At 63.6% G+C, this 24888-nt stretch carries 21 protein-coding genes and 4 pseudogenes; 10 read left to right on the plus strand and 15 right to left on the minus strand.

What is annotated here, in order from left to right; all coding sequences use genetic code 11:
• Positions 1-75 precede the first annotated feature (75 nt).
• Entirely contained in the window at positions 76-1356 is a 1281-nt protein-coding gene (gene tnpC, locus ABC766_RS24695; RefSeq protein WP_345819729.1) for an IS66 family transposase, read from the plus strand.
• A gap of 263 nt (positions 1357-1619) precedes the next feature.
• On the opposite strand, the gene istB is transcribed toward tnpC, so the two are convergent.
• The 6 genes and pseudogenes from istB to ABC766_RS24720 form a co-directional block, all read right to left on the minus strand.
• Positions 1620-2462 (minus strand): IS21-like element helper ATPase IstB, encoded by an 843-nt coding sequence (gene istB / locus ABC766_RS24700; protein ID WP_345819730.1) that lies wholly within the window; start codon positions 2460-2462, stop codon positions 1620-1622.
• Positions 2459-3958, minus strand: coding sequence for an IS21 family transposase (gene istA / locus ABC766_RS24705; RefSeq protein WP_345819731.1), 1500 nt, complete (start codon positions 3956-3958; stop codon positions 2459-2461). The genes istB and istA overlap by 4 nt, the downstream gene beginning before the upstream one ends.
• A gap of 105 nt (positions 3959-4063) precedes the next feature.
• A pseudogene (locus ABC766_RS24710) lies at positions 4064-4555 on the minus strand (IS66 family transposase zinc-finger binding domain-containing protein); the annotation flags it as partial.
• A gap of 387 nt (positions 4556-4942) precedes the next feature.
• The gene (locus ABC766_RS24715) at positions 4943-5428 is read right to left on the minus strand and encodes a hypothetical protein (RefSeq protein WP_286964730.1); all 486 of its coding nucleotides are present in this window, start codon (positions 5426-5428) and stop codon (positions 4943-4945) included.
• 218 nt (positions 5429-5646) lie between these two features.
• Positions 5647-6006, minus strand: a complete 360-nt coding sequence (locus ABC766_RS34045; protein ID WP_427902264.1) for a plasmid mobilization protein — start codon at positions 6004-6006, stop codon at positions 5647-5649.
• A 75-nt stretch (positions 6007-6081) separates the two neighbouring features.
• The gene (locus ABC766_RS24720; RefSeq protein WP_286964728.1) at positions 6082-6549 is read right to left on the minus strand and encodes a hypothetical protein; all 468 of its coding nucleotides are present in this window, start codon (positions 6547-6549) and stop codon (positions 6082-6084) included.
• A gap of 184 nt (positions 6550-6733) precedes the next feature.
• On the opposite strand from ABC766_RS24720, the gene ABC766_RS24725 reads away from it, so the two are divergent.
• The 3 genes from ABC766_RS24725 to ABC766_RS24735 all read left to right on the plus strand — a co-directional run bounded on the left by ABC766_RS24725 (position 6734) and on the right by ABC766_RS24735 (position 10360).
• Entirely contained in the window at positions 6734-7627 is an 894-nt protein-coding gene (locus ABC766_RS24725) for a hypothetical protein (protein WP_345819732.1), read from the plus strand.
• Between the two features lie 13 nt (positions 7628-7640).
• Positions 7641-10058, plus strand: a complete 2418-nt coding sequence (locus ABC766_RS24730; RefSeq protein WP_286964724.1) for an AAA family ATPase — start codon at positions 7641-7643, stop codon at positions 10056-10058.
• 116 nt (positions 10059-10174) lie between these two features.
• Complete coding sequence (locus ABC766_RS24735; protein ID WP_286964722.1) at positions 10175-10360, plus strand: hypothetical protein; 186 nt, start codon at positions 10175-10177, stop codon at positions 10358-10360.
• Between the two features lie 115 nt (positions 10361-10475).
• On the opposite strand, the gene ABC766_RS24740 is transcribed toward ABC766_RS24735, so the two are convergent.
• The 3 genes and pseudogenes from ABC766_RS24740 to pstS form a co-directional block, all read right to left on the minus strand.
• Positions 10476-10751: a hypothetical protein gene (locus tag ABC766_RS24740; RefSeq protein WP_160534967.1), complete on the minus strand. Its 276-nt coding sequence runs from the start codon at positions 10749-10751 to the stop codon at positions 10476-10478.
• Between the two features lie 422 nt (positions 10752-11173).
• Positions 11174-11341: pseudogene (locus ABC766_RS24745) on the minus strand (IS6 family transposase); the annotation flags it as partial.
• Positions 11342-11546: 205 nt separating this feature from the next.
• Entirely contained in the window at positions 11547-12581 is a 1035-nt protein-coding gene (gene pstS, locus ABC766_RS24750; RefSeq protein WP_286964717.1) for a phosphate ABC transporter substrate-binding protein PstS, read from the minus strand.
• A 704-nt stretch (positions 12582-13285) separates the two neighbouring features.
• Between pstS and ABC766_RS24755 the strand changes: the two genes are divergently transcribed.
• Entirely contained in the window at positions 13286-14965 is a 1680-nt protein-coding gene (locus tag ABC766_RS24755) for a methyl-accepting chemotaxis protein (protein WP_286964715.1), read from the plus strand.
• Between the two features lie 1072 nt (positions 14966-16037).
• Here the strand turns inward: ABC766_RS24755 and ABC766_RS24760 are convergent.
• On the minus strand, positions 16038-16352 hold the full coding sequence (locus tag ABC766_RS24760; protein ID WP_286964714.1) for a hypothetical protein: 315 nt from the start codon (positions 16350-16352) through the stop codon (positions 16038-16040).
• 581 nt (positions 16353-16933) lie between these two features.
• Here ABC766_RS24760 and ABC766_RS24765 point away from each other — a divergent pair.
• Complete coding sequence (locus ABC766_RS24765) at positions 16934-17707, plus strand: COG4705 family protein (RefSeq protein WP_286964733.1); 774 nt, start codon at positions 16934-16936, stop codon at positions 17705-17707.
• Positions 17708-18007: 300 nt separating this feature from the next.
• Here the strand turns inward: ABC766_RS24765 and ABC766_RS24770 are convergent.
• Positions 18008-18276, minus strand: a pseudogene (locus tag ABC766_RS24770) (DUF1501 domain-containing protein); the annotation flags it as partial.
• Between the two features lie 9 nt (positions 18277-18285).
• Between ABC766_RS24770 and ABC766_RS24775 the strand changes: the two are divergent.
• A pseudogene (locus ABC766_RS24775) lies at positions 18286-18465 on the plus strand (ATP-binding protein); the annotation flags it as partial.
• A 454-nt stretch (positions 18466-18919) separates the two neighbouring features.
• On the opposite strand, the gene ABC766_RS24780 reads toward ABC766_RS24775, so the two are convergent.
• Positions 18920-19159, minus strand: a complete 240-nt coding sequence (locus ABC766_RS24780; RefSeq protein ID WP_286964710.1) for a hypothetical protein — start codon at positions 19157-19159, stop codon at positions 18920-18922.
• 76 nt (positions 19160-19235) lie between these two features.
• On the minus strand, positions 19236-20381 hold the full coding sequence (locus ABC766_RS24785) for a glycosyltransferase (RefSeq protein WP_286964708.1): 1146 nt from the start codon (positions 20379-20381) through the stop codon (positions 19236-19238).
• Positions 20382-20903: 522 nt separating this feature from the next.
• Between ABC766_RS24785 and ABC766_RS24790 the strand changes: the two genes are divergently transcribed.
• Positions 20904-21665: a TadE/TadG family type IV pilus assembly protein gene (locus ABC766_RS24790; protein ID WP_286964707.1), complete on the plus strand. Its 762-nt coding sequence runs from the start codon at positions 20904-20906 to the stop codon at positions 21663-21665.
• Here ABC766_RS24790 and ABC766_RS24795 read toward each other — a convergent pair.
• Complete coding sequence (locus ABC766_RS24795; protein ID WP_286964705.1) at positions 21619-22236, minus strand: MlaC/ttg2D family ABC transporter substrate-binding protein; 618 nt, start codon at positions 22234-22236, stop codon at positions 21619-21621. The genes ABC766_RS24790 and ABC766_RS24795 overlap by 47 nt on opposite strands.
• Entirely contained in the window at positions 22233-23000 is a 768-nt protein-coding gene (locus tag ABC766_RS24800) for an MlaA family lipoprotein (RefSeq protein ID WP_286964703.1), read from the minus strand. Before ABC766_RS24800 ends, ABC766_RS24795 begins: the two co-directional genes overlap by 4 nt.
• 562 nt (positions 23001-23562) lie before the next feature.
• Between ABC766_RS24800 and ABC766_RS24805 the strand changes: the two genes are divergently transcribed.
• Both ABC766_RS24805 and ABC766_RS24810 read left to right on the plus strand, forming a co-directional pair.
• Complete coding sequence (locus ABC766_RS24805; protein WP_286964732.1) at positions 23563-24309, plus strand: COG4705 family protein; 747 nt, start codon at positions 23563-23565, stop codon at positions 24307-24309.
• Between the two features lie 53 nt (positions 24310-24362).
• Entirely contained in the window at positions 24363-24764 is a 402-nt protein-coding gene (locus tag ABC766_RS24810) for a hypothetical protein (RefSeq protein ID WP_286964701.1), read from the plus strand.
• Positions 24765-24888 lie beyond the last annotated feature (124 nt).

Below are 24888 nucleotides of genomic sequence, written 5' to 3' on the forward strand. Positions count from 1 at the left end.
ACGCCCACCGCTGCGCGGCTTGCCGGGACGAGCTTGCCTCTTGCGCGGGTCGGATTTCGCTGATTCCCTGGCGGGATGGGCCGCAGCGAACTGGAACGGCTGAGCCGCGAGGAGCTGATCGAATTGGTGCTGCGGCTGCAGCGGCCAGAGAAGACCTCGCGCACCTCGTCCAAGCCGCCCGCGACGGATCGCAAGGAGCAGCGGGAGCACTCTAAGCCCGGCGGCGCCAAGCCCGGTCACGAGGGTCACAGCCGGGTGCTGAGCGATGATCCCGATACGATCGTCCAGCATCGTCCCGAGGCGTGTGCGTGCTGCGGCGCCAGCCTGCACGCCGCACTTCCGGCAGAGATCGTCAGCGTCTCTGAGCAAATCGAGCTGCCCGCGGTGGCGCCGATCGTGACGCAGCACCGCCGGCTCGCGGTCCGGTGCCCGAGCTGCGGGGAGCGGGTCGTCGCACCGGTGCCGCAGGCGGCGCGCGGCACGCCCTTCGGCCCACGGCTGCATGCGGTGGCGACGTACCTCAAGACCTTTCAGGCGCTCTCGTACGAACGGCTGCAGGCGGCGCTCTCCGATCTGTTCGGCCTCACCCTCAGCCAGGGCGGGCTGATGAACCTGCTCCGGCGCGCGCAGGACCGCTTCCGTCCTGGTCGCGACGCGGCCATCGCGACCCTGCGCAAGGCTGAGGTCGTCGCCTGCGACGAGACTGGCGTGCGCATCGAGGGCTCGAACGCTTACCACTGGCTGTTCCACTCAGCCGACGCGGTGGTGCACACGGCTTCGCCGACGCGCGGCGCTGTCGTGGTGCACGAGATGATGGACGGGCATCGGCCCGCGGTGTGGATCTCCGACCGCTACACCGCCCAGCAGGGCCATGCGGATGAGCACCAGACCTGCCTGGCGCATCTGGCGCGCGATGTTGCCTACGCCGTCGAGGCCAGCGACGATCCCGTGCCCTGGCGTCTGCAACTCTGGCTGCAGCGCGTGTTCGCCCTGGCCGGGCGCGTCACCGACTTGGCCGCCGCGACGCTCTCGGCCAAGCGCCGCAGCCTGGATCGGCAACTGGGTGCCATCCTCGCCACGTCGAGCCGCTGTGATCTGAGCCGCGACCTACAGGCCAAGATCAGCCGCGCCCGCGATCAGCTCCTGGTCTTCCTCGCCTATCCCGGAAAGGTCGAGCCGACCAACAACGGCTCCGAGCGGCTCCTGCGTCCGGCTGTCGTGCAGCGGAAGGTGACCAACGGCTACCGCGCCATGTGGGCGGCCGAGGGCGAGGCCGCCATCCGCACCGTCGTCGACACTGCGCGCCTCACAGGCAGCAGTCCCTTCGGCGCCATCCTCAAAACCATCGGTGCCTGAACCCTGCCATCACAGGCCTGGGTAATTACGACGCCTAGGCAGGCGGCCAGTTTGAAAGCGGACCTTCCGTCTGCGACCCATACTAGTGCTCTGACGCCGACAAAACGTACACGAAGCAACGCGATTTTCGAAGCGCTAGTTGTAAAGGGCGGACCAATTCCAGGCCGCCGTGGCGGAGCAAAATCAGGCCACTGGCAACGTGCAGCCTGAATGAAGAAGGGGCCCGATCGGGCCCCTTCTTCATTCGTCGCCGATCGTAAGGGTCAGGCCGGCGGGATCTCGCCTGTCTCGGGGGCGTGAGGATCGGCGGTGGCCTGGTTTTGCTCCGCCCCTTCGGCCCGGCCGCGCCGGCTGCGGGAAGTTTTGAGGCGGTAGCTGTCGCCGTTCAGGCTCAGGATGCTGACGTGGTGGGTCAGCCGGTCGAGCAGCGCGCCGGTCAGCCGCTCCGAGCCCAGAACTGACGTCCAGTCCTCAAACGGGAGGTTCGAGGTCACCACGGTCGAGCCGCGCTCGTAGCGCTGCGAGAAGACCTCAAACAGCAACTCCGCTCCCGTCGACGACAGCGGCACATAGCCGAGTTCATCGACGATCAGGAGCTTGACCGCGGCCAGCTCACGCTGAAGCCGGAGCAGACGACGCTCGTCGCGCGCCTCCAGGAGTTGGTTGACCAGCGAGGCCGCGGTGGTGAACGTGACCGAGAAGCCCTTCTGGCAAGCCGCCAAGCCGAGAGCCAAGGCGATGTGGGTCTTGCCGGTGCCCGAGTTGCCAAGTGCGATGACGTTCTCCCGGCCGAGGATGTAGCCACAGCGGGCCAGCTCCAGCACGAGCATCTTGTTCAGGCTCGGGATCGCGGCGAAGTCGAACGTGTCGAGGCTCTTCACCGCCGGGAAGCGCGCCGCCCGGATGCGGCGCTCGACCATGCGCCGCTCACGGTCGATCAGCTCCAGTTCAACCAGCCGCAACAGGTAGCGCGAGTGGTCCAGGCCGCCCTGGGCGCACTCGCGGGCAACCTTGTCGTACTCGCGCAGCACCGTGGGTAGCTTGAGCTGCTTGAGGTGGTGAGCCAGCAGGACGCCCGGCGTGGTCTCGTCGCGCGCCGGGCTCATGCGGCCACCTCCGGCACCAGCACGGCATAGTCGGCAGCCACGGTGGTCCGCACCGTGGTTCTGGGAAGGTGCGGATAGGCTGCCAGGTCGAGCCGGGGCGGTCGGTGCTCGAGTCGGGCCAGCGCAATCAGCTTGACCGCGTCGAAGCCGATTGCCCCGAGCCGGATCGCCTCCGTGACGGCTGCGGCCACCACGTCCTTGGGCATCGCCTCCATCAGGCGCAGCACCTGGATGAACTCGCGCTTGCCCCGGTTACCCATGCGCGCCTCCAGGAGATGGCGCAGGTGCTGGAACGCCTCGGGCAAATCCCAGTCCTGGAGGGCCGCCGCTTGGTCGAGGGCGTTCGGCTTGGTCTCGATCAGCGCGAGGTAGTGCAGCGGCTCGGACACGAACACGCCGGTGCCGTAGCTGCGTTCGTGCCGGGCGATCTCGATCCCGCCGCACAGGATCACGACCTCGTCGACGAAGCCCTTCACCAGCACGTTCCGGAAGCCGTAGGCGGTGGGCACCGAGTAGTCGTTGCCGTGATAGCGCACCAGCGCGGTCGAGGAGACACGACCAGCCCGCTTCTCGCACGGCTCCAGCGGGACCGCCGGCAGGGCGCGCAGGACCGCACGGTCGGCCACGAGCCGCGTACCGATGAGCTCGGCATACCGACCGGCACACTCATCCTGCCGGACTCGGCAGCGTCGCTCCAGATCAGCGTTCAGCGCCTCGAACGAAGCTGCCTCCGGAGCCGGGGTCATGAAGTTGGACCGGGCGAACTTGACCAGCCCTTCGACTTTGCCCTTGTCGTTGCCCCTGCCCGGACGGCCGAAGCGATCCCGGAACAGGTAATGGCTCACCAACTCGGTGAAGGCGCGCGTGCGCTCGCGCTGCCCGTCACCGCAGATCTTGGCCACCGCGATCTTCGTGTTGTCGTACAGGATCGACAGCGGCACGCCCGTGAAGAAGGCGAAGGCGGCGACGTGCCCGTCGAGGAACGCCTCGGTGGTCTCCCGCGGATACGCCTTCACGAAGCAGGCGTCGGAGTGCGGCAGGTCCATGCAGAAGAAATGGATCTTGCGACGCACGCCGCCGATCGTGGCCACCGCCTCGCCGAAGTCGACCTGGGCATGGCCGGGCGGGTGGACCAGCGGCACGAAGGTCTCCCGCCCCTGCGACCGGCAGATCCGCACGTGGTCCTTCACCACCGTGTAGCCGCCGGCATAGCCGTGCTCGTCGCGTAGACGCTCGAAGATCCGCTTGGCCGTGTGCCGCTGCTTGACCGGCGCAGTCCGGTCCGCCTCCAGGATGGCCGTGATCACCGGCAGAAGAGGCCCAAGCTTCGGCTTCGCGACCGGCTTCGAGCGCGTATAGCCCGGCGGCAGAGAGAACCGGCACATCTTGGCGATCGTCTCTCGGCTCAGCCCGAACACTCGAGCCGCCTCACGCCGAGAGTTGCCCTCGATAAACACGAACTGCCGAACGGCCGCGTAAACTTCCACGGCGAACATCCCCGGCTCCTCTCGAAAGAGAAGCTTCTCCACTGGCCGGCTTTTACGCCGCCCGCATCAGCACGACGCCGACGCTCCAGTGGATGGTTTTGTCACCGCCCTACACAGCGCCGCCTGCAGCCGTTCGTACGAGAGCGCCTGAAAGGTCTTGAGGTACGTCGCCACCGCATGCAGCCGTGGGCCGAAGGGCGTGCCGCGCGCCGCCTGCGGCACCGGTGCGACGACCCGCTCCCCGCAGCTCGGGCACCGGACCGCGAGCCGGCGGTGCTGCGTCACGATCGGCGCCACCGCGGGCAGCTCGATTTGCTCAGAGACGCTGACGATCTCTGCCGGAAGTGCGGCGTGCAGGCTGGCGCCGCAGCACGCACACGCCTCGGGACGATGCTGGACGATCGTATCGGGATCATCGCTCAGCACCCGGCTGTGACCCTCGTGACCGGGCTTGGCGCCGCCGGGCTTAGAGTGCTCCCGCTGCTCCTTGCGATCCGTCGCGGGCGGCTTGGACGAGGTGCGCGAGGTCTTCTCTGGCCGCTGCAGCCGCAGCACCAATTCGATCAGCTCCTCGCGGCTCAGCCGTTCCAGTTCGCTGCGGCCCATCCCGCCAGGGAATCAGCGAAATCCGACCCGCGCAAGAGGCAAGCTCGTCCCGGCAAGCCGCGCAGCGGTGGGCGTTCCGCCGCCGACCGATCCACCCCGTGAGTAATTACCGATAGATCGCCACTCGTAAGCGGAAGGTCGCAAAACCACCCTGAGCTGCTGTCAGCTTGTACCTCGTTAGCAGCCGGCAAGCGGACCTCTCCAGGTTGCACATCCGAACGGATGTTGGCGGGAGCAAACGTGACACGATCGACCGTCTGCACGACGGACGGACTGATCCCGACCCGACGCCCGCCAAGCGTCACCGTGGTGATGCTCAGCCCGAGCTCCTCAGCGTGCGTTCTGGGACACATCTGCGATGCCCCCATGCTGATCGGACCCGGCGGTTCACCGCCTCGACAGCTTGGGCTTTAAGATCTCCTCGAAGTCCGGGCGACGAGCGGCTTCTGCCGCCTTGGCCGCTTGTCGACGCTGGCGATGCGTGAAGAAACTTTCGGCGTGCGTCGCGCCGGTCTCGACACCCGTGCCTCGCGAGCTCTCTGTCGCGACCCGCTTCCGACGACCCGAGGCCGTCGGAAGCGCGCTCGTGGGGTCATGCGTCGACGGCGCCGAGGATCGTTCCGTCATCACCGCAGCATTTCGCGCCCGGGTCACGAGCTGGCGCAGGTGGCCGTAGCCCAATGGGTGGTTCCCCCGCTGGCGCACACCTGCCGCCGCCAGCGCATCGGCCAGTTTCCGCAGGGACATGCCCTGGGCGAGGATGCCCTCGATCGTGTCGAGCTCGCCCCGGATACGAGCCTGCAGGTACAGGAGGGATCCATCCTGCTGGAGCCGCGCTGCGAGTGCCATGATCGTGTCGGTGAGAGCGGTCATCCTGTGACGTCACAACTACGTCACAGGATACTAGCAGATCCGTGACACATGCAGCAAGTATCTGATGCCACTTGTCTTTTCGTTCGCGTCGGAGCGGGCGTTACTGTGGGCTGGCGGAAAGAAGGAGAGGGGCAAGCCATGCGCGGTCATACCGCGCGAGACTTGGGAAGGGGGCTGGCGCCCCCGTTCCATCCCCCCGAGATCGCCCTCGTCGAGGGTCAGGGCTCGCGACCCAGGGCCGTGATGACGCCATCGCGAAGATCCCGAAGGGTGTCGAGACAGGCTTCGATGGCACCGGGGTCGATCGGTCTGTGGCCCGGGTCCAGCGGCCTCCGGACCAAGCCGCGGAGATCTTCGGCGATCTGGCCCGCCAGAGCCAGGAGCTGGCCCAGCCGCGTGCGATCGACCGGAGGTTGGCGGACCGAGCGCGGGAGCCTGCCTTCGAGCAAACGCTCACGCGCGAACGAGGCCGCGGTCAGCCCGGCCCGATCAGCCGCATCCGCGATCCGGGCAGCCTCTTCCGCCGTCAACCGGATCTGCAGGAGGTGGCGACGCTGACGGGTTTCCGTGCCGGCCATCGGGAATGCGCGCGTTCGCGAGGATGCAGATCCTGGCGTTACGGTCGGGGCGAAGGCCCCGACCGTCCGGCTCCGCTAGCCATCGATCTCATCCAGATCGAGGGTGCGATCGAAGGCGTGCGACGCGATCTCGATCGTCAGGCACTCGGGACTCGCCACCAGCGTGGCCACGGTCTGTCCGGCGATCAGGCAGACTGCGCCGACGTGGACGATCGGCACCTCGCCCGTCGCATCGAGCCAGATCGCGGGCCTCATGCTGAGCGATCCGCTGATCGATCCCTGCTGCACGGCTTGGAGCGCGTCGCGGTCCTGGACCTGCACGCCGACCGCGAAGGTGAAGGGCACGCCACTTTGGGGGGTGATTTCCAGGACGCGGGTGGCCGTCTGGTCCGGTGGGACGCCGGGCTCCAGCAGCGCGTTGGAACGCGCGATCATCGCGCGCAGCATGCTGCGCTGCTGGACTGGCGAGAGACGGTCGCAGAGCCAGGTGAGGATGTCGGCCGGGGCGAACTGCGGTGGGGGGTTCTCGGCGGGATCGGGCATGGGCTGCTTTCTGGCTGGGAGGCGAGAGAAGGAAGGATCACATATTAGCACTGCATTAGATTTATGTGATCGGTCCAAGCGGCCTCGATGTCCCGGCGCTCGGACAACGCCGAGGCCGGTACCAGACCGCTCGCCTATAATTTACTGCTGTGCTAACTTCTGCGTCAACCCAGCGCCCGATGCCATGGTTACCGACCCGCCTCAGCTCACTCTTCTGACCGAAGCCCGCGCCCGGAAGGTGCCCTGGCTCCAGGTTGCCGATGCCTTGCTCAGCCTGGAGGCACAGAGCCTCGGCGGTTCGGACGGGCGCCCCTGGGTCCAGATCGCCGCCGATCGCTCAGGCTACACCACGAACCAGATCCGGCGCATGACCCGCGTCGCGCAGTTCGTCCGACGTCTGGTCGCCGAGGGACAGCTCAAGGATGCCGAGATCCTGTCCAGCATGCGGTTTTCGCATCTGGAGACAGCCATGCGCATCCATAATTTCGAGCCCGAGACCGCGCTCAAGGTGTTTCGGCGCGAATGGATCCGACCAAGCTATCCGGATTTGCTCGCGACCTATCAGCGCCTTCGTGAGAACGCGCCCAGAAGCTACGCGCCGATGGTGGCGGGCAAGCGCGCCGCGCGCCGCTTCCAAGAGACGACCCTGGAGCTACTTCAGACGACGCCGTTCTTTGAATTCGAAATCGGTCGGAGCATCGGCCGGATGAGCCATCCATCGCGGTATGCCAATCCGGATTTCCTGATGGTCACGCGCCACCAAGGTCGGATCCAGCGCGTCGACGGCATCGATTGCTATGCCCTCGCCGGTCCCTCGCAGCGCGAGCTGGTGATGAGGCGCGTCCTGCAGGTCGCTACCGAGGCGACCTTCTTCACACAGTTCTGGGCTGTGTTTCCCGATCCGGAGCATGCGGATTTCTTCTACCGCGAAGCTCAGACCCTGAGCCTCTGGAACGTCGGCGTCATCGTCGTGAACGTGGGTGAGCATAGGATTGCCGACCATAAGCCTCCGACGGGGGCATCGGTGCTGGACCGGACGGGTCTCTGGTTCAAGCATGCACCGCTGCAGATGCCTTGAAGTCGACGCGCCGATGATCATCAAAGGCAAATCGCGCGGGTCGGCTCGCGAACTCGTCGCTCACCTGCGCCGGCTCGACACGAACGAGCACATGGAGGTCGTGCAGATCCGTGGGACGGTCGCGGACGACCTTCCTGGCGCCCTTGCCGAGCTCGCAGCCGTGGCTGCCGGGACGCGCTGCAAGCGCCCGCTCTATCACGCGGCTCTCAACACCCGGATCGAGGAACATCTGACACGGGATCAGTGGCTCCTCGCCGTCGACGAACTCGAAACGCGGCTCGGGTTGAGCGGGCAGCCGCGCACGGTGGTGATGCACGTGAAGGGAGGCCGCGCGCACGTCCACTGCGTCTGGTCACGCATCGATACCGCGCGGATGTGCGCGATCCCGGACAGCCACAACTATCGGATCCACGAGGAGGCCGCACGGGCGCTGGAGCGGCAATTCGGACACGAGGTTGTGCAGGGCGCCTTCACGGATCGCGATGGCGTACCGCGGCCAGCTCGGACGCCGCGCACGTGGGAGCTGCAGCAAGCCGCGCGCACCGATACGGACCTGGAGGCGTTGAGCGCTCAGGTCACCGCCCTCTGGAATACCGCTGACACGGGCAATGCCTTCGTGGCTGCCCTTCACGAGGCCGGTATCGTCCTGGCCCTGGGGAACCGCCGCCAGTTTGTCATCGTCGATGCATCCGGTGCGGTCCACAGTTTGGCCCGCCGCATCGCGGGCGCCGATACCGCGCGCGTCCGCGAACGCCTTCGAGATCTCGACCTCGATGCCGTGCCGACCGTGGCGGTGGCGCGGGCCGGCCAGCTAGAGCGGCAATTCGCGCCCTCTGTTCAGGGGACTGCCGAGGAATCCGACCTCATCACTGCCGCTCGGGATCCTCGCCCGGCCTTCGACCAGCTGCTCAAAACGCGGTCGTTCGCCACCGAGAACGAGATCCGGCACGCACTGGCCGAGCAGCTGCCGCACGGCGTCGACACAGCGCTCCAGCGATTGCTGGCGGCGCCCGACATCGTGGCTCTGCATGAGCCGGAGACGCGCTCGGTGGTCGGTTACACCACACTCGGCATCCGTGCCGAGGAGCAGGGGCTCGTGACCCGTGCCGTGCGCCTGAGCCGCCGATCCGGGGCTGCCGTGCCTGAAACCCACATCGCTGACGCCATCACGCGACACGGGCTCGACGAGGAGCAGGCTGCAGCAGTCCGACATGCCCTGTCGGGGCACCGGCTGGTGTTGATCGAAGGGCGGGCGGGGACCGGCAAATCGGCCGTCCTGTCCGCCATCCGAGCGGCGGTGGAAGCCCAGGGCGGATCCGTCATCGGCTTGGCACCGACCAACGCTGTCGCCGACGATATGCGAGCCTCGGGATTTGAACGGGCGGCGACCGTGCATTCGCTGCTCTGGTATCGCGCTCACGCGCCGGAGCACGCCAACGCCCAGATCCCACGGGGCGCCCTCATTGCCGTCGACGAGGCTGCGATGCTCGATGTGCAGCGCTATCGCGAGCTGCTGGAGGCCGCGGAGGCATCGAAAGCCACGCTGTGCCTCGTCGGCGACGACCATCAGCTTCCGGCGATCGAGCGCGGCGGATTGTTCACCGACCTAGTGCGGGCTGTGGGAAGCGTCGAATTGCAGACCGTCCGTCGCCAGACGCGGCACTGGGCTCGCGCCGCCGCCCGGGCGCTCTCGGAAGGCCGGTTTCGCGATGCGCTGGAGGCCTACGCCGAACGCGGGCTGATTCACTGGTCAGCGGGGTTGGAACAGGCGCGCGCAGCCCTCGTCGCCCGCTATACCCAGGACACGGTCGACGCCCGCGGGCGTCGGTTCGTGTTCTGCTACACGAACCAAGAGGTGAAGCGTCTGAACGATGCGCTGCAGGCCGTCGAAGTGGTGCGCGGGCGGGTTGGCTCTCTGCAGACCTTCGAGACGGAGCAGGGCACCGTGCGCCTTGGAACGGGCGACCGCTTGAGCTTTCGCGGTACGGATAAGCGCCGCGGTATCCTCAACGGGGCATTGGCCACCGTCGAACACATCGAGGCCGATATGATCTCGGTTCTGACCGATGCGGGCCGCCGGGTCACATTCGACGCGCGGGAGTTTTCGCAATTCGACCTTGGCTATGCCGGCACGATCTATCGCGGGCAGGGTAAAACCTTGGATGAAACGTATGTATTGCACACTAGCCATTGGCGAGATGCCAGCACATACGTGGCTCTTACGCGATCACGTGCCGAAACACATCTCTTCGTTGCTCGGAGCGAGGCTAAGAGCTTCAAGGAGCTAACCGGTCAAGTCAGTCGGCAATCGCATCGTGGATCTAGCCTTAAGTTTTTTACGGCTGAAGAGCTGGATCGTATCAAGCAAAACGAAAATTTGATAACCAAAGAAAGCGCTCGCGAGCGCGCATACATTCAGGCACAAGAATAACAATTGGCTATAGCCTGTTGGTGTCTCCGCCCATCATTCATCCAGCGTTGATAGATCCGCTGTGCTGACAAAGATGGATCACGGCCAGAGGGAACCGGCCCGGGACGGCGAGGGATGTGAACCAGCCTCTCGACAGCATGGCTGCCGTGCTCAAAGGCCCGGGTGGCTACCGCGTACTGCCCCGACTGGAGCCCATGGCCGGTTATCTGGATGTTCCCCGGGAGCCTACGTTCATCGGCCTGGTGGTCGACATGGAGACCGCCAGCACGAACTTTGCCGTCGATGACGTGCGTGGTCCGTAACCATTCGCGTAAGGGCAGCTTATGGAGCTTGCGCGCAATTCAGGTGTAGGCCGATCGCATACTCCGATGAGCGACGCGTTTAATGCAACCCCAAGGTTATAAATCGAGAGATCGGTTAGTCGCTGCCGTTGTCAGGAACATCGCTACGGTGGGCCAGCCGATCCTCAAGGTGGTTCGCGGCATCTGCGTACAATTCAAAGCGGCGTAGCTGGATCGCGCGCTTCGTCTTGTTTTGCGTCATATCAATTTTACCTTTAGCGTGTTCAGCCTTGGCACGGAGCTTCTTGGCGAGCTTCTGGAACACATCATCAATCTTGCCTGAGACTTTATCGGTCTCTTGCTCTAGCGCGCTCGCATGATCGTCGTCGGTCTTTTTCGCACTCTTACTCATGGTTTTGATCCTACATTCACGGTGCAGTACGAGATGCATACCGCCGTGACGCTCGGATGTCGCCTGGCGGACTTATCGAATACGAGGATCGCAGAAGCCCACGCCCGCGACACCGCGGCGTACCCCTTACTCGTTCTAGGGCTTTGACGGACTGGGTTGCGCATCGCAACATAGGTTGTCCTCCCAAGGGACACCCATCGGCCCAGCCCTTCTATGCCCCCCAATCTCACGGGCTGGGTCGGTGGGGCCTTGTATCGCGCGGCACCATTCTTGGAACCATGCGGTGCACAACGGATTGATGCAGCGCAGCGCGATACGCATGCGTGCTGCGCCCTTCTTGGGCGTTTCCTCCCTAGACTTCGGGCCGCTCTTTCCGGAGCGGCCTTTTTTGTCATTCACAGCGGTTAGGTTTCGTCCTGGCCCACCTCAAGACCGCGTTTCAGGAACAGCTCCTTGATGTCGCGATAGCTGAGCGGGTAGCGTAGGTACCAGGACACGGCCTGGACGATCAGCGCCGCTTCGAAGTGCTAACCCCTAGAGTCGGCCTTGGCGCGCTGCTTCAGCTTGGTGGCGATAGCTTGAACGGTCATGGGCCGGCTCCGACGCGAAGGCGACAAGCTCGGCGGGTATGGCTGATGACCCATGAACATAGGCCCATTCGCGTTTGCGACAGGCGCCCTGAGTGCACGGGTACTGATCAGTAACAGTTATTATCAGCCCAGCTTCCGGGCTAGATCTTGAGAGCTCATGGGGCGATCCATTACTCAAAACCGAGATCGCCCCAAGCCTCAAACTTTAGAACACTGGCTTACCGTCCTTGCTCTTCACGTCCTTCCACTCCTGGTGGATCAGCTCGACGACGTTGTCGGGCAGCGGCACGTAGTCGAGGTCGGAGGCAAGCTTATCGCCGTTCTTGTAGGCCCAATCGAAGAACTTGAGCGTATCCGCGGCCTTGGCCGAGTCGGCGGGTTCCTTGTGGACCAGGATGAAGGTCGCGGCGGTGATCGGCCACGCGTCGTCGCCCGGCTGGTTGGTCAGCGAGATGCCGAAGCCCGGGGCTGACTTCCAGTCGGCGCTTCCGGCCGCAGCCTGGAAGGCCTTGTCGTCGGGCTGGGGGTACTTGCCGGCCTTGTTCTGCAGCAGGGCATAGGAGAGCTTGTTCTGCTTGGCGTAGGCTGACTCGACGTAGCCGATGGCGTTCGGCACCTGCTTCACGGTGGCAGTCACGCCCTCGTTGCCCTTGCCGCCCTGGCCCACCGGCCAGGAGATCGTCGTCGCCGCGCCGTATTCCTTCTTCCAGGGCTCGGAGACCTGCGACAGGTAGGTGGTGAAGATGTTGGTCGTGCCCGAGGCGTCCGAGCGGTAGACCGGGGTGATGTTCGTCTCGGGCAGCTTGAGCCCGTCGTTGAGCTTGGTGATCCGCGGATCGGTCCACTTCATGATCTTGCCGGCGTAGATGTCGGCGAGCACATCACCGGTGAGCTTGAGCTTGCCCGGCTCGACGCCGGGGATGTTCACCACTGGGACGACGCCGCCCATCACGGTCGGGAACTGGACGAGGCCGTCCTTGGCGAGCTGCTCGCCCTTCAACGGCGCGTCGGTAGCGCCGAAATCGACCGTCTTGGCCTGGATCTGCTTGATCCCGCCGCCGGAGCCGATCGACTGGTAGTTCAGGCCCGAGCCCGTCTCCTTCCGGTAGGCCTCGGCCCACTTCGAGTAGACCGGGAACGGGAAGGTAGCACCGGCACCCGTGATGTCGGCGGCGAGCGCCGCAGACGCCATCTGAGCCGTCGCGAGGCCGATAGCCAGTAGGTATGACAAGGACTTCATGCGTCTCTCCTTACCATCACCGGCCACGTGACCGGCTGTCGGTTTGAACCTCAGGCGTTCGGGATACGATCTCTACGCCGCGGGGGCAGGAGATAGAGCCTGATCAAATGACAGGTTGATGATACAGGCGAGGCGTTACGCAGGCGCCGTCGGCGGCGCGTCGAGAAGCGGTCGTCGAGCAACCTGGCTTGGCTCGATAATACGTCGTGGAGAAAAGCTATTAAAATAGCGGCGCACTCCCTGATGAGTGCGCCGCAAGTGGGTTCGTGGTCTCTGGAACGAACTGACGCTTCCGTACACGGATGATCACGACGGGTCTGTTGCCGACGAGCAACAGACGGCTGCAGCGCGATTAAGACAGTTTGATGAATACGTACGTTTTTAAATAGAGAAACTTGCTGCAATCAGGATCGTGGCCCACCTTACCGACCAACGAAAAGGTGGCCCGTCACCGAGGCGCCTGAGTCGCGTTGAGAAACACCCTTGGGGTGCAGCTCACAGTTTGGAGCAAGACCCGCAGCCTGTCGACAGGGTTTGAATGTATCGTTGAGCCGCACCTTATTCGGATCGAAATTTCAGAGCACGCATTGTGGATCTCATCGTAACGAAAGTTGCGCAAGAATAAAGTCGGCTACCTTTAACCCCTCCGCAAGTCCGAATGCGATAGAAGGTCTTACTCAACCGTTCCTGGACCCTGTCTTTCTATGCGTATGACCCTTGGGCGCAAGCTCGCCACCGTCATCGGTGTTTTGGCCATCGTCGCCATCGGCATCTCCGCCTTCGCGATCGAGCAGGGACGCGAGGCCCAGCGCCGCGGCGACGAGATAGACGCCATCTGGAGCGCCGGACTGCAGGCGCGCAGCCTCGCTCAGGCGATCGAGCACGCCGTCGTGCAGGCGACAGCCCTCTACACCGCCGATGATACCAACGAGGCCAAAGGCCGATTGGCCTCGCTTCAGGCCGCCCTCACCGAGGTCGAGCACGCGCGTACCCCCTTCTTCGCGGCATTGGACGCGCAGCTCTCGCCCGAGCGCAAACGCAAACTCGAGCTGGGTCTCACCGAATTCGTCGCCTACCAGCGCGACACGGCCGAGATGGGCCTGACGATCTCTCCGAAGGCCGCGCTCATCCAGGCGAGCGACGAAGCGACCGTCAAGAACCGCGAGCAGATGGTCGTGCAGATCAACGCCCTGGGCCGAGACGTGCTAGCGCGCCTGGACACGCAGCGCGTCGCCGCCGCGCAGGCGCAGCACCGCGCCAACCTGACCCTGATGGTCGTGCCCGCCGCGGCACTCGGCATCGCGCTGCTGGTGGCATTCTGGATCGTCCGGACTCAGATCCAGGGTCCGTTGCAGCGGCTGAAGAACACGATGCAGGCGCTCGGCGGCGATCAGCTTCATAGCGTCGTCCCGTTCACGGCGCGCCGCGACGAGGTCGGCGAGATGGCGCGGGCCATCGAGGGCTTCCGGGCCTCCCTGATCGAGAAGCAGGCCCTCGATGCCCATGCACAGGAACGAGCCGCTCGCGACATCGCCCGCGCAGAGGCGCTGGCCGACGCGACGCGCACCTTCAAGGCCGAGACCGAAACTGCGGTGGCGGCCCTCGCATGCTCGGCCGAGGCGATGGAGACGGCCGCGGATCTGCTGTCGGGCGTGGCAGGCGACACGACGGCCCGGACAGAGGTGGTCGCCAAGGCGTCCGAGCAGTCGGCCGACGTGGTCAACAGCATCGCCAGCGCCGCCGAGGAGCTGTCGAGCTCGGCCTTCGAGATCGAGCAGCGCGTCCAGCACACCAGCGAGATCGCCACGGTCGCATTGGCCGACACGCACGGTTTGGAGGCGACGGTGATCGAGCTGACGCGAGCCGCCGCGGAAATCGGCGCCGTGGTGACGTTGATCCGCACGGTCGCCAGTCAGACGAACCTGCTCGCGCTCAACGCCACGATCGAGGCGGCGCGGGCCGGAGAAGCTGGACGCGGTTTTGCGGTGGTCGCGGCCGAGGTGAAGGCTCTCGCGGGTCAGACGGCTTTGGCGACCGACCGGATCGTGGGTCAGGTCGATGCGATCCAGGCCGCGGCGCACAGCACCACGGGCGCGATCGGCGCGATCGCACGGACGATCGCGCAGATGAGCGAGATCGCTGCGGCCGTCGCCGCTTCCGCCGACGACCAGGGCAAGGCCAGCCAGGAGATCGCGCGCGCCATCGCGAGTGCGGCCGCGGAGGCTCAGACCGTCGCCGAGAGCATCGGCACGGTGCGAGCGGCAGCCGCGTCCAGCGAGAGCCAAGCCGGCGCGGTTCGGGCGAACGCCACGCAGGTGAGCCAGGGCTCCCACGCCTTGCAAAGTGCGATCGCGACCTTCCTCGATCGAGTGCGCGCAGCCTGAGACCGTGCGGCGATGGTGTTGGCCCCCCGCCGGTTATTACTCACCCCCGCCCTGGAGCGGGATTTACCCTGTGAGATCAATGTGTTAGGCGCGACTTTCGCGGTTCCGGCGTTTATAGTAATTGCAGCGACATTACCAGTAGTTACTGTGGCCACACCGAGTCCATCATAGCAAATTTCGCCTATTTACTGTTTTTTCCCGAAATTCTGCTTTCAAAGGCTCCGGACCCTCACGAGCGGGAAATTTGAGTCACACGCCAACCCGCTGACGCAATTGGCCATTCGAAATTTATGAGGGGGTGGGTAATTACGCGTAGGCAGCTGCGCAATCGAAGATCTCGTTTATATACGGTAGTTTCTGGAAAAATATCCGTACTTACTCAGCTCTGTGCCGACAGTGTTGTATGGCCGATGGTCTTGAACCGTTGTTCACCACCGGTCCGTGGCAGGACGAACAGCGCTTCAGTGCACGTGCAGCGACGCCGTCCGCCTCGGCGAGGTCGATAAGGCCCCAGGTACCCGCGAACTTCGCTTCGCAAGCCCCGGTGGTCGATCTTGGCACGGACCTCGATGCTATGCACGCCAACGCTGCGCCGTCAGCGTAGCGGAAGATCTTTTTGGGACGTGATGATGTCGACGGTCCCTACCTTATAGGCCGCTGGTATGAGCGAACGGTCCATCGTCCGGTCCGATCCTTTTCCGATCCCCCAGCACGCTGCGCGCCGAGGCGATGATTTGGATGGTTTGCCGCCGGTCGCACTCGGCACGGGCCATCTCTTCCAGATTGCGAAGGTATGCGATCAGAGAGGCTTGTGAACCTGTTCCTCGTTTGCATGCACTATGTACCTTCGATGTGACGATAGTCTCAAGATTATTCCAGTATTCGTCGGAACGATTCATTCGCTGGCTCATAATAAATCCCTCCGTCGCGCCTATATAGGGCCCATTCGGAGAGCGAGATAGAGCTAATTTACTGAATTAATACTTTGCTGGCTAATACACTATCCGCGATGATCCTATCGCGCCCCTTCAGCGGCATGATCAGACTTTTTGGAAGGCAGTGCTCGTCGTGGCTATGAGCTTCTGGAAGCAACGTGATCGCTGTGTCTTTCAGTGCCCCGGTTCTTCTTCCGGTGCGGGCCGACCGTTGCGTCGGTATCAGCGCCATCATCCTGGCCCCGCTCCATGAGAGCAAAGTTGTGGAGGTCAGCCAGAGCTTGGCTGCCTGAGAGCGGACTTTCCGTCAGTGCGTAGAACGCGGCCCGGACGATCTCCTTTTTGCTCGCTTCGGGATGCTGCTCTCGCACAGCGGCACACAATTCCTTCGGCTTCATCCCTGGCTTCACGAGGGTCCAAAGCGTCGCTGCGATGATCTCGATCGATGCCATATTCGCCTCCCGGCGATGGCGCCGCGGGATGGCGGCTCGACGGAAAACTACATGACAGTCTTATGACAGCGCAAATTCGGTACTGTTACTTGCCCTCGCGGCCCAGCGCTACGGGGCCGCCCTCAAGCAGCAGACGAAGCTACAATCCCGAATTCGCCAACAGCGTCCGATCCTTTTCACGTAAGGGCAGCTTACGGAACGAGGCGCGCCGTGATAATCTGCGGCCGCGCGATCCATCGTGCGACCGAGGAAGGTTCGCCTCGGTCCAACGAAAGGCAGCGGCATACGACTAGATCGGGTGATCTCGAGCCGGTCTGCTTCTAAGCGGCGAACTTATTGAAGTGGACGTCGCCCATCCGGCCACTCACAATCCTCCGCGGACGGTGAAGAGGTCGGCTTCCGGCAATGCGGATAGGGCCGGGCTGCTGCATCTCATAACATCGTGAGCGACGGCTCCCTGGGCTACATCCCCTCGCTCGTGTCTCCAAGTCCAGGCTCAGCCTGCACCGCCACGCGCCGGGGTAGGGCCTCACCGTTCGGGATGAGTTGCAGGCACCACGCTGTCGAAGGAATTGAGCATGATGGATGCGGAGAACAGGGCGGCCCTGAGCAAGGTGCCTGCGGTCACCCTCGGGTTCTGGGTCATCAAGATCGTCGCCACGACCCTCGGCGAGGTCGGCGGCAACGCTGTCACGCTGACGCTGGGGCTCGGCTATCTCACCGGTACAGCCATCTTCGCGAGCGCCTTGGTGGTGCTCCTGACCGCCCAAATCCGGGCCGACCGTTTCCATTCGGCGCTTTACTGGGCGGTGATCACGGCGACGACGCTCGCTGGAACGACGCTGGCTGACTTCTGCGACCGCTCGCTCGGCATCGGCTACCTCGGTGGGTCGCTGCTGCTGTTCTCACTCGTGGTGCTCACCCTCGTCCTGTGGAAGCGCACGCTCGGGACCATCGCTGTCGAAACCGTCCGGTCGCGCAAGACCGAGGGCTTCTACTGGGCTGCCATCATGTTCTCGCAAACGCTCGGGACGGCGCTCGGCGACTGGATGGCCGATAGCACGGGGCTTGGCTACAACGGCAGTGCGTTGGTGATCGCCGCCGCTCTGGCCGTCACCGCAACGCTCTACTACCTCACGAATGTGTCTCGGCCCTTGCTGTTCTGGGCCGCGTTCATCCTGACGCGTCCGCTCGGGGCCACCTTGGCCAATTCTCTCGACAAGCCGCTGGCTGCTGGCGGCCTTGGCATCAACGACATCACGATCTCCGGCGCGCTCGCCTTGGTCATGATCGTTTTCGTCCTCGTCATTCCTCAACGGGCTGGGCAGCACGTCGAGCACCGTGAAGCTGCATGAGGGTCACCTTGTTCGTGTTTTGCAGGTGGTAGCACAAGCAAAGGTGTCAACTTCTCGGCAGTCCAGAAATGTCGGCTCACCACGGATTTCGCTGCGAAACTCGAAATTGAAACAGATTATCAGAGTCGCCCACAGGATAGAAACGTTTAAGTTCATGCATTTTCAGCGGATTTTTAAGCTCACAATTGATGTGTATTTCAGAACGATTTATTTGTGTAAGGCATTTTTATAACGTTATTTTAAAGAATATTATCTCGGTCGACGATGATTTAAGTGCTGGAAACGAAGAATGATTTATAATCACGCAATCAAGCCACCGAGCGGTCGCACTGCATCTGTGTCTGGAACACATCACGTGCCAACACCTGCGCCGACACGCCGAAGAGATCGGTCGCAATGCCTTTCGCCACCGCCCTGACATCGGTGGTCCGCTTCAGATCTCGCCCCTCATGAAGCGCCTTGAGCGAGAGCCCTGGCCAGTCCGTGATTACTCGACCACCGCGTATCGCGCTGCCCGTTAAGAAGGCCAATGTCCCGGTTCCATGATCGGTGCCGACCGTTCCGTTGACCGGGCCGCAATCTTCACGCCCTTCTATCGCGCGGATGCATCGCGCAGCCGCGAACATGGAGGAACAGGCCTCGGCCTCGCGATTGCAAAGCAGATCATCGATGCGCATCGTGGGATGATCACAGCGCGTCGAAATGCGGTCGGCGGCGCCAGACTCAATGTTATGTTGCCGTTGCATGATCCGCGATGATGGCACCGCGTAACTTCCGATCATAAGAAAACATTTGTTTTGACGACAATGCGTCGTTGAACACGAAATTTTATCGTGCTCGGACTGGTCAAATGACGTCCCAAACCGCCTGCTGGCCCATTCGGCGGTGGCGTCCGGTCATATAGCATTTCTGACGGCAGGGGTCGCGCGTCGAGCTCCGACCAACTCAGCGGTGCGCGACAGGGTCAAACAACAATGGACCGTAGTCTGCCCGCGAAGGGACTGTCCAAAATGCTGATGACAGCGGCAAGACAGGCACACACCGGCGCACCGTGATCGCTGTGTGGAGAAGCTGGTCGCTGAGGAGCAATGCCGCCGGTTCATCGAAACGGCAAGCGGACTCAGAGTGATCGTGTTTGCGACATACTTGACCTTAGTTGCGAGGTACGGTCTCGACAACCTGAGGCGAGAGGGCCATCGTTGAGGAGATCCGCTACACCCCATAGACTCGCTTACTGGCAAGATCTTCGTGCGGCACCGAGAGGATCCAGAGGAGAGGATCGTGAACCCCGTCGCGCTTGTGATGATGGCCGCTCTGCTCGTTGCTTGGATCGCGATCGGAGTCGTTGTCATCGCCTACGGTACCCCGCTTGGCGTGGCCTTTTATGTTCTGGCCGTTGTCGTCACGAACCCCCGCGTCTGGCGTCTCCACTAACTGTAACTTCTGCGCCATCCGCTGCTTCGTTGAGGAAGCCACGAAGGCAAAGTAATCTTGATAATTTCACGGATAGAGTCTCCGCTCGCGACTATTAAGTCGCGTTCGGTTTATGGATCGCTGCAGCGCGCCTGGATGACGTAAACTGATCTTCAAAATTAGAAAGCGACGCAACCTTGCGAAGCTTTGGATAGTAAGAAAAGGACCAGCGGTCGTCTGGCCGCGCGATTTGATGGCCGCGCAGCTGGTCGATAAATATGTTGAAGCGCTCTCGTTCAGCTGTCATCAGCCGCAAGGTGGTTGCGCGGACGTACTCGGGGGGCAGAGCCCGCGCCTTCATCGCAGCCACTCCCTCTTGAACAGCGCGAGGATTGTCGTCGACGATCAAGGTCGTTTCGGGATGGAAGAACACGTCCCGCCCACCTTTGCTGCGCGTCGATACAACCGGCAAGCCTGCCAGAAGATACTCAATGCTCGCGTACATGGCGCCTTCGAGCTTCGAGAGACATAGTCCCACATGGGCCGAAGCCATCGCCTCGTTCACTTGAACGTGGTCCATTGGAGCGAAGCCGTCTTCGTTGATGTCGTTGATGATGGCATGACCGCGCGGCAGCGCACGCACGAATTCGTTCCGTTGCTCTCGCTTCAGCCGCGAGGGCCAATGATCGAAGAGCTTCGTTACGTAGGCGCAGCTCGGAAGCAGGCGCGCCAACTCGTGCCGCTTCATCGGGGCAAGCGTGGCATTGTAGATGGCGTCGTAGCGCCGTTCTCTGCCAGGGATTGGGTAGCACATGCTCTCATCGACAAACATGTTCTGCGGCGCGAGGTGTACAACGACCCCAAGCCCGCGCAGCAGCTGCTCTTCCCCCTTCGTGTTGGCCATGACGATGAGGCGCGCACGGGGGTGCGCCTTACGAAACCGACGATATTGAGCCGCAAACGAGAGCGCGTAGATCGGACGCTCGAGGCTCATTGTGATGGGGTACAGGAAGATGAAGGGCTCGTCCGGAAAGCGCGTCGCGAAATAATGCGCCGCACCGAAAGGCTTCGGGCTCGGCTGGCCACAGAAAATCGGCGGATCGAAGCTCAGAAAGTGCGCCTGGATCGGTAGCGTGGGAGGCCAGATATGCGAAGCTCGCGCGAAGATACCCCGCAAGCCGACCAGCTGGCTCAATACGGGGACGTCGAACAGGACGGGATATTTCAGCTTTGAGAGATTGAACACGAGCGACTGTCTCATCGCCGATTTGGTCGGTCAGATGTTGCCTCTTTGCGAGAGATCGCTCGTTCCGATCCTTGAGCACAGCGCATACGGCGCAGCGTCGGCCACAAGGTGGGATGCCGGGACGTCGAGCCCCGGCGTGCCATCAATGCCAGCATCTAAGAGTCTCCAGAACCCAGGCCTTCTGCGCAGCCGTCAGGTCTGGCCGACTGGCCGCTCGCGAGCATTCAGCGGGCCTACGTCTCGACCGGGCCGAGACAGGATCCGGACACATGCTCCACGCCGAGTCGGACGCGTTTGGTCCCCGCACGTCAGCTGCCACGTCTTCGATCGGCACATGGCCTCGGAGCTATGCCTAATCTACGTACCCTCATGGTCGGCGTACATCTTAATCGTACCCGCGGTGCGAAGGCTTGACCGTAGCGCTGTTCGGAGGGCCGGGAAAATTACGATTTTGTATAGTGAAATACCGTCACGGACGTGGTTTCAACGATGTTCAGGAACGGCAGCCTTTAGATCTTCCGCCGGCGCAGCGGGCGTTTGGGACATCTGCGGAAGGTTGGGAAACGGCAATCTTCCGGTCGACGTAACCCAATCCGCGGCCCACCAGGATGCATCGGACGAAGCCATCTGGAGCCCCTCACGATCCGCACGGGCCGGCATAGGCTCTGGACCAATCGGCAGGGCGGGGTCGCCGTCATCTTCGCCCTCAGCTCCACGGTCTTGATCGGACTGGCTGGCGGCGGGATCGATTACGCTAGGCTGTCCGCGCGGCGCAGTCAGGTCCAGAACGCGCTCGACATGGCCGTTCTCGCCGGGGGCAACACGCTCAAAGCCGGCCTCGGCGACACCAGCCCCCAGCGGCGTCACCGAGCAAACCCTGCGCGTCAACGCACCATCCCCCCCGACCGACTCTTGACCGTGCAGGTCACGGTGCCAGCCGACATGAGCAGCGTTCTCGCCACCGCCTCGAAGGACTTCAAGTTCGCGTTCGGGCCCTTCATCGGCGTGCGCTCGGCCTATATCGCGCTCCAGTCGAAGGCCAACGTCGTGGGCAAGATGCGCCTTTGCATGCTCACCCTCGACCCTGCGGCACCTGCAACATTCGACTTGGAGAATGGAGCGCAGGTCACCGCCAGCGACTGTTCGCTGTACTCGAACTCCAGCAATCCGAACGGCACACAAACGCGGCCGGAGGTGTTGCGGTGGATACGACGAAGCGGCGTGTCCGACGACGTCTCGGTCGGCCGCCACGTCATCGTTCGAGCAGTTTGCGAGTCCGATCCGTCAAAGATTGAATGAGTTGGTCCGGTCCTGACCTCTGGAGCAGACCGGTAAACTCCGAGCGCCGCGCAGCGACATCGCTGATCGTGCCGTCAAAGTACGTGTCGAAGACCTTGCCGTCCCGGCCGACGATGTAGTTGACGGCGTGTCCCACTCCGTCCCCGTCCACGATCTTCGTGTACACCAGAGTGCCGTTGCCCTGCGGCTGCGTCGACGGATCCACGTCGAAGCGCTCGCCGGAATAGGTGTCGAGCTTGCTCGCGTAGGTCGCGACGATGAAGTCGGCGTAGGCGGCCTGAAACCGCTTCCTGGCCTCGGGCGACAGTGTGCTCCAATGCGAGCCCAGGACCCTTTGCGCCATCACCGGCACATCGAAGGTGCGCATCATCACGGGCTTGAGCTGATCGAACCGCGCTCGCGTCGCCTGTCCGGAGCGCATCACCGCGATCATCCCGTCGTAGAACCGCCTGATCACCCCTGTCGCAGCATCGTCGCTGCGGGCCGGCACCGCGCTGCCGCTCGCCATGGTGATCACGAACAGCAGCGCCGCGATCCTTCGTTTCGACCTTAATGTCGTGCTGTCGATCACTGCGCGTCTCCCAGATCCTGTCCGATTAGCGCCGGTTTGGAGTACTGTTGCAGGTAGAGGCTCTTCATCCGGGCGTAGAGGTCGAGCGAGTCCTCACGCAGAGCTCGCAGATCGTTGGCGACCTCGACGCGCCTCAGCCCACCGGTCGCGATCGCGCGCGCCGCGACTGTGGCCCCGCCGTTCAAGGCCGGTATCGCGTTGAGTGGGTCGAGGACGCCCTCGCCGACATCGGCGAAGACCTTCCTGGGCGAGGACGGCCCGAGTATCGGGAGAACGATGTATTCACCGGATGGTATGCCCCAATCCGCGAGCGTCAGATCGAAGCTCGTCCGCTTCGGAGCGAGACCGATCATCGCGGCGTAATCCACGAAACCGAACAGCCCGAGCGATGTATTCAGAACAAATCGTCCGGTCGCGTCGATCGATTGATCGATGTGCCCTTGGAGCAGGAAGTTGACCGCGTAGATAGGCTCATTGAGATTGTAGACGAAGCCGCTGATGCCTTTGCGCAGGTCATTGGGTACGTGGCTGACGTACTGCTGCGCCACCGGCTCAACCACCTGTCGATCGAAATCCTCGTTGAACGCGAAGACGGCGCGGTTCACGCGTTCGAGTTCGGAGCTGTCACGCGATGCCGCGTCGTAGTACCGGGTCGTCGAGCATCCTCCTATCGTGGCGAATGTGGACAGGAGGAGCGCGCAGACGGTCGGCCGCAAAGCTGGATGCCGGGCCCTCATGCCCCAGCGTGCCATCAAATCCAGCATGTAAGCGTCTCCAAAACCCGGACCTCCTGACTGCGCAGCTGTCAGGTTTGGCGGACCGGCCGCTCGCGAGCCTCAAGCGGGGCTTCGTCCGGACCGGGGCAGGATCTGGAAACGTGCATCAACCTGCGTCAGACGCGTTCGGTTACCGCACGGCAGCCGAAACGCCTTGCGTCGGGACACGGTGGCTTGGCTCGGAGCCACGCCTGATCTGCGTACCCTCATGGTCGGCGGACGTCTCACTCGAACCCGCGGCGCGGAAGCATGACCGTAGCGCTATCCGGAGGCGCGGTGAAATTACGGTTTTGTATAGTCGAGCGTCGTTGCGGGTGAGGGCCGATCAACACCAGTCAACGGCAACCCTCACGCCTGCTGACGCCAGAGCGAGAGGTTCGGAGTATCCGCAAAAGATTGGGAAACGGCAATCTTCCGGTCGACGTAACCCAATCCGCAATCCGCCAGAGTGCATCGGACGAAGCCGTCTGGAGCCCGCCCGATGCCCGCCTCACTGCCCGGTGCTGAACTCCCCCTCGTACCGCACGCCGCCTCAGCGCGGCCAGGGGTGATGGCCAACAAGGTCCCCGCGATCACGGCGGTGTTCTGGATTATCAAGGTCCTCTCGACCACGGTCGGCGAGACCGGCGCCGACTACCTCGCGGTCCATGTCGGGCTCGGCACGGCGACCACCGGCGCGATCATGGCAGCGCTCCTCGCCAGCGCGCTCGTCCTGCAGATGCGCGCCCGGCGCTACGTGCCGTGGATCTACTGGCTGTGCGTGGTGCTGGTCAGCATCGTCGGGACGCAGATCACCGACGCCCTCACCGACGGCCTGGAGATCAGCCTTCACGCCAGCACGGCTGCCTTTGCCGCCATCCTCGCGACGATCTTCGCCCTTTGGTACGCGAGCGAGCGCACGCTCTCGATCCACACCATCGTCACGCCCCGGCGCGAGACCTTCTACTGGGCCGCGATCCTGTTCACCTTCGCGCTGGGCACCGCCGCGGGCGATCTCGCGACCGAGGCGCTGGGCCTCGGTTTCCAGATCGGCGTCCTCGCCTTCGCGGGCCTGATCGGCCTCGTGGCCCTGGCACACCGGTTCGGCCTCGGAGCGATCACCAGCTTCTGGATGGCCTACATCCTGACTCGGCCGCTCGGGGCCTCGCTCGGCGACCTGCTCTCCCAGTCTCGGCCAAACGGCGGCCTGGGCCTTGGCACGAGCACGACGAGCCTCGTCTTCCTCGCCGTGATCGTCGTCCTCGTCGGGATCGAGAGTGTCGGGCGCAGCGGGCTTCGCGCACGTCCCGCCCTGTGAGGCCGCTCGGCTGCAAAATTCATCTCCCCGCAACTACTTGAAAGGAAGCCGCCATGAAGCCAATCTCCCGCCACCGCAGACTGGTCGTCCTCGCGACCCTGTCGCTGGCTCTCGTAGGGGCCGGCATGCCAGCCTTTCCCCCGGTACAAGCGGTGGCCGACGTCGCGCAACTCGGGGATCTGAGCGCCTATCGCGGCATCGTCGTCGACACCGCCGCCCTCGTGGACAAGGGCGACCTGGCCGCCGCCAAGGCGCGGATCAAAGATCTGGAGGTCGCCTGGGATGAGGCGGAACCATCGCTGAAGCCGCGCTCCGCCAAGGACTGGCACCGCGTCGACAAGGCGATCGACCGAGCGCTGGCCGCTCTGCGCGCTGGTGCCCCGGATGCGGCTGTCTGTAAGGCCAGCTTGGCCGATCTGCTCGCGATCATGGATGGTGCGGGCGGCAAGGTCTGAGGCTGATGGATTGCCGATTTCCGCCAGATTTGCACGGGTGAACTTGAGGATACGATTTCCCAATGTTGCCGGTGAACTCAGGACTGGCAAAGATCCGTTAGCATACGACCCTGCAGGATCGCTC

It is taken from the genome of Methylobacterium fujisawaense (assembly GCF_039619325.1).
In the GTDB taxonomy this organism is placed as follows: domain Bacteria; phylum Pseudomonadota; class Alphaproteobacteria; order Rhizobiales; family Beijerinckiaceae; genus Methylobacterium; species Methylobacterium fujisawaense.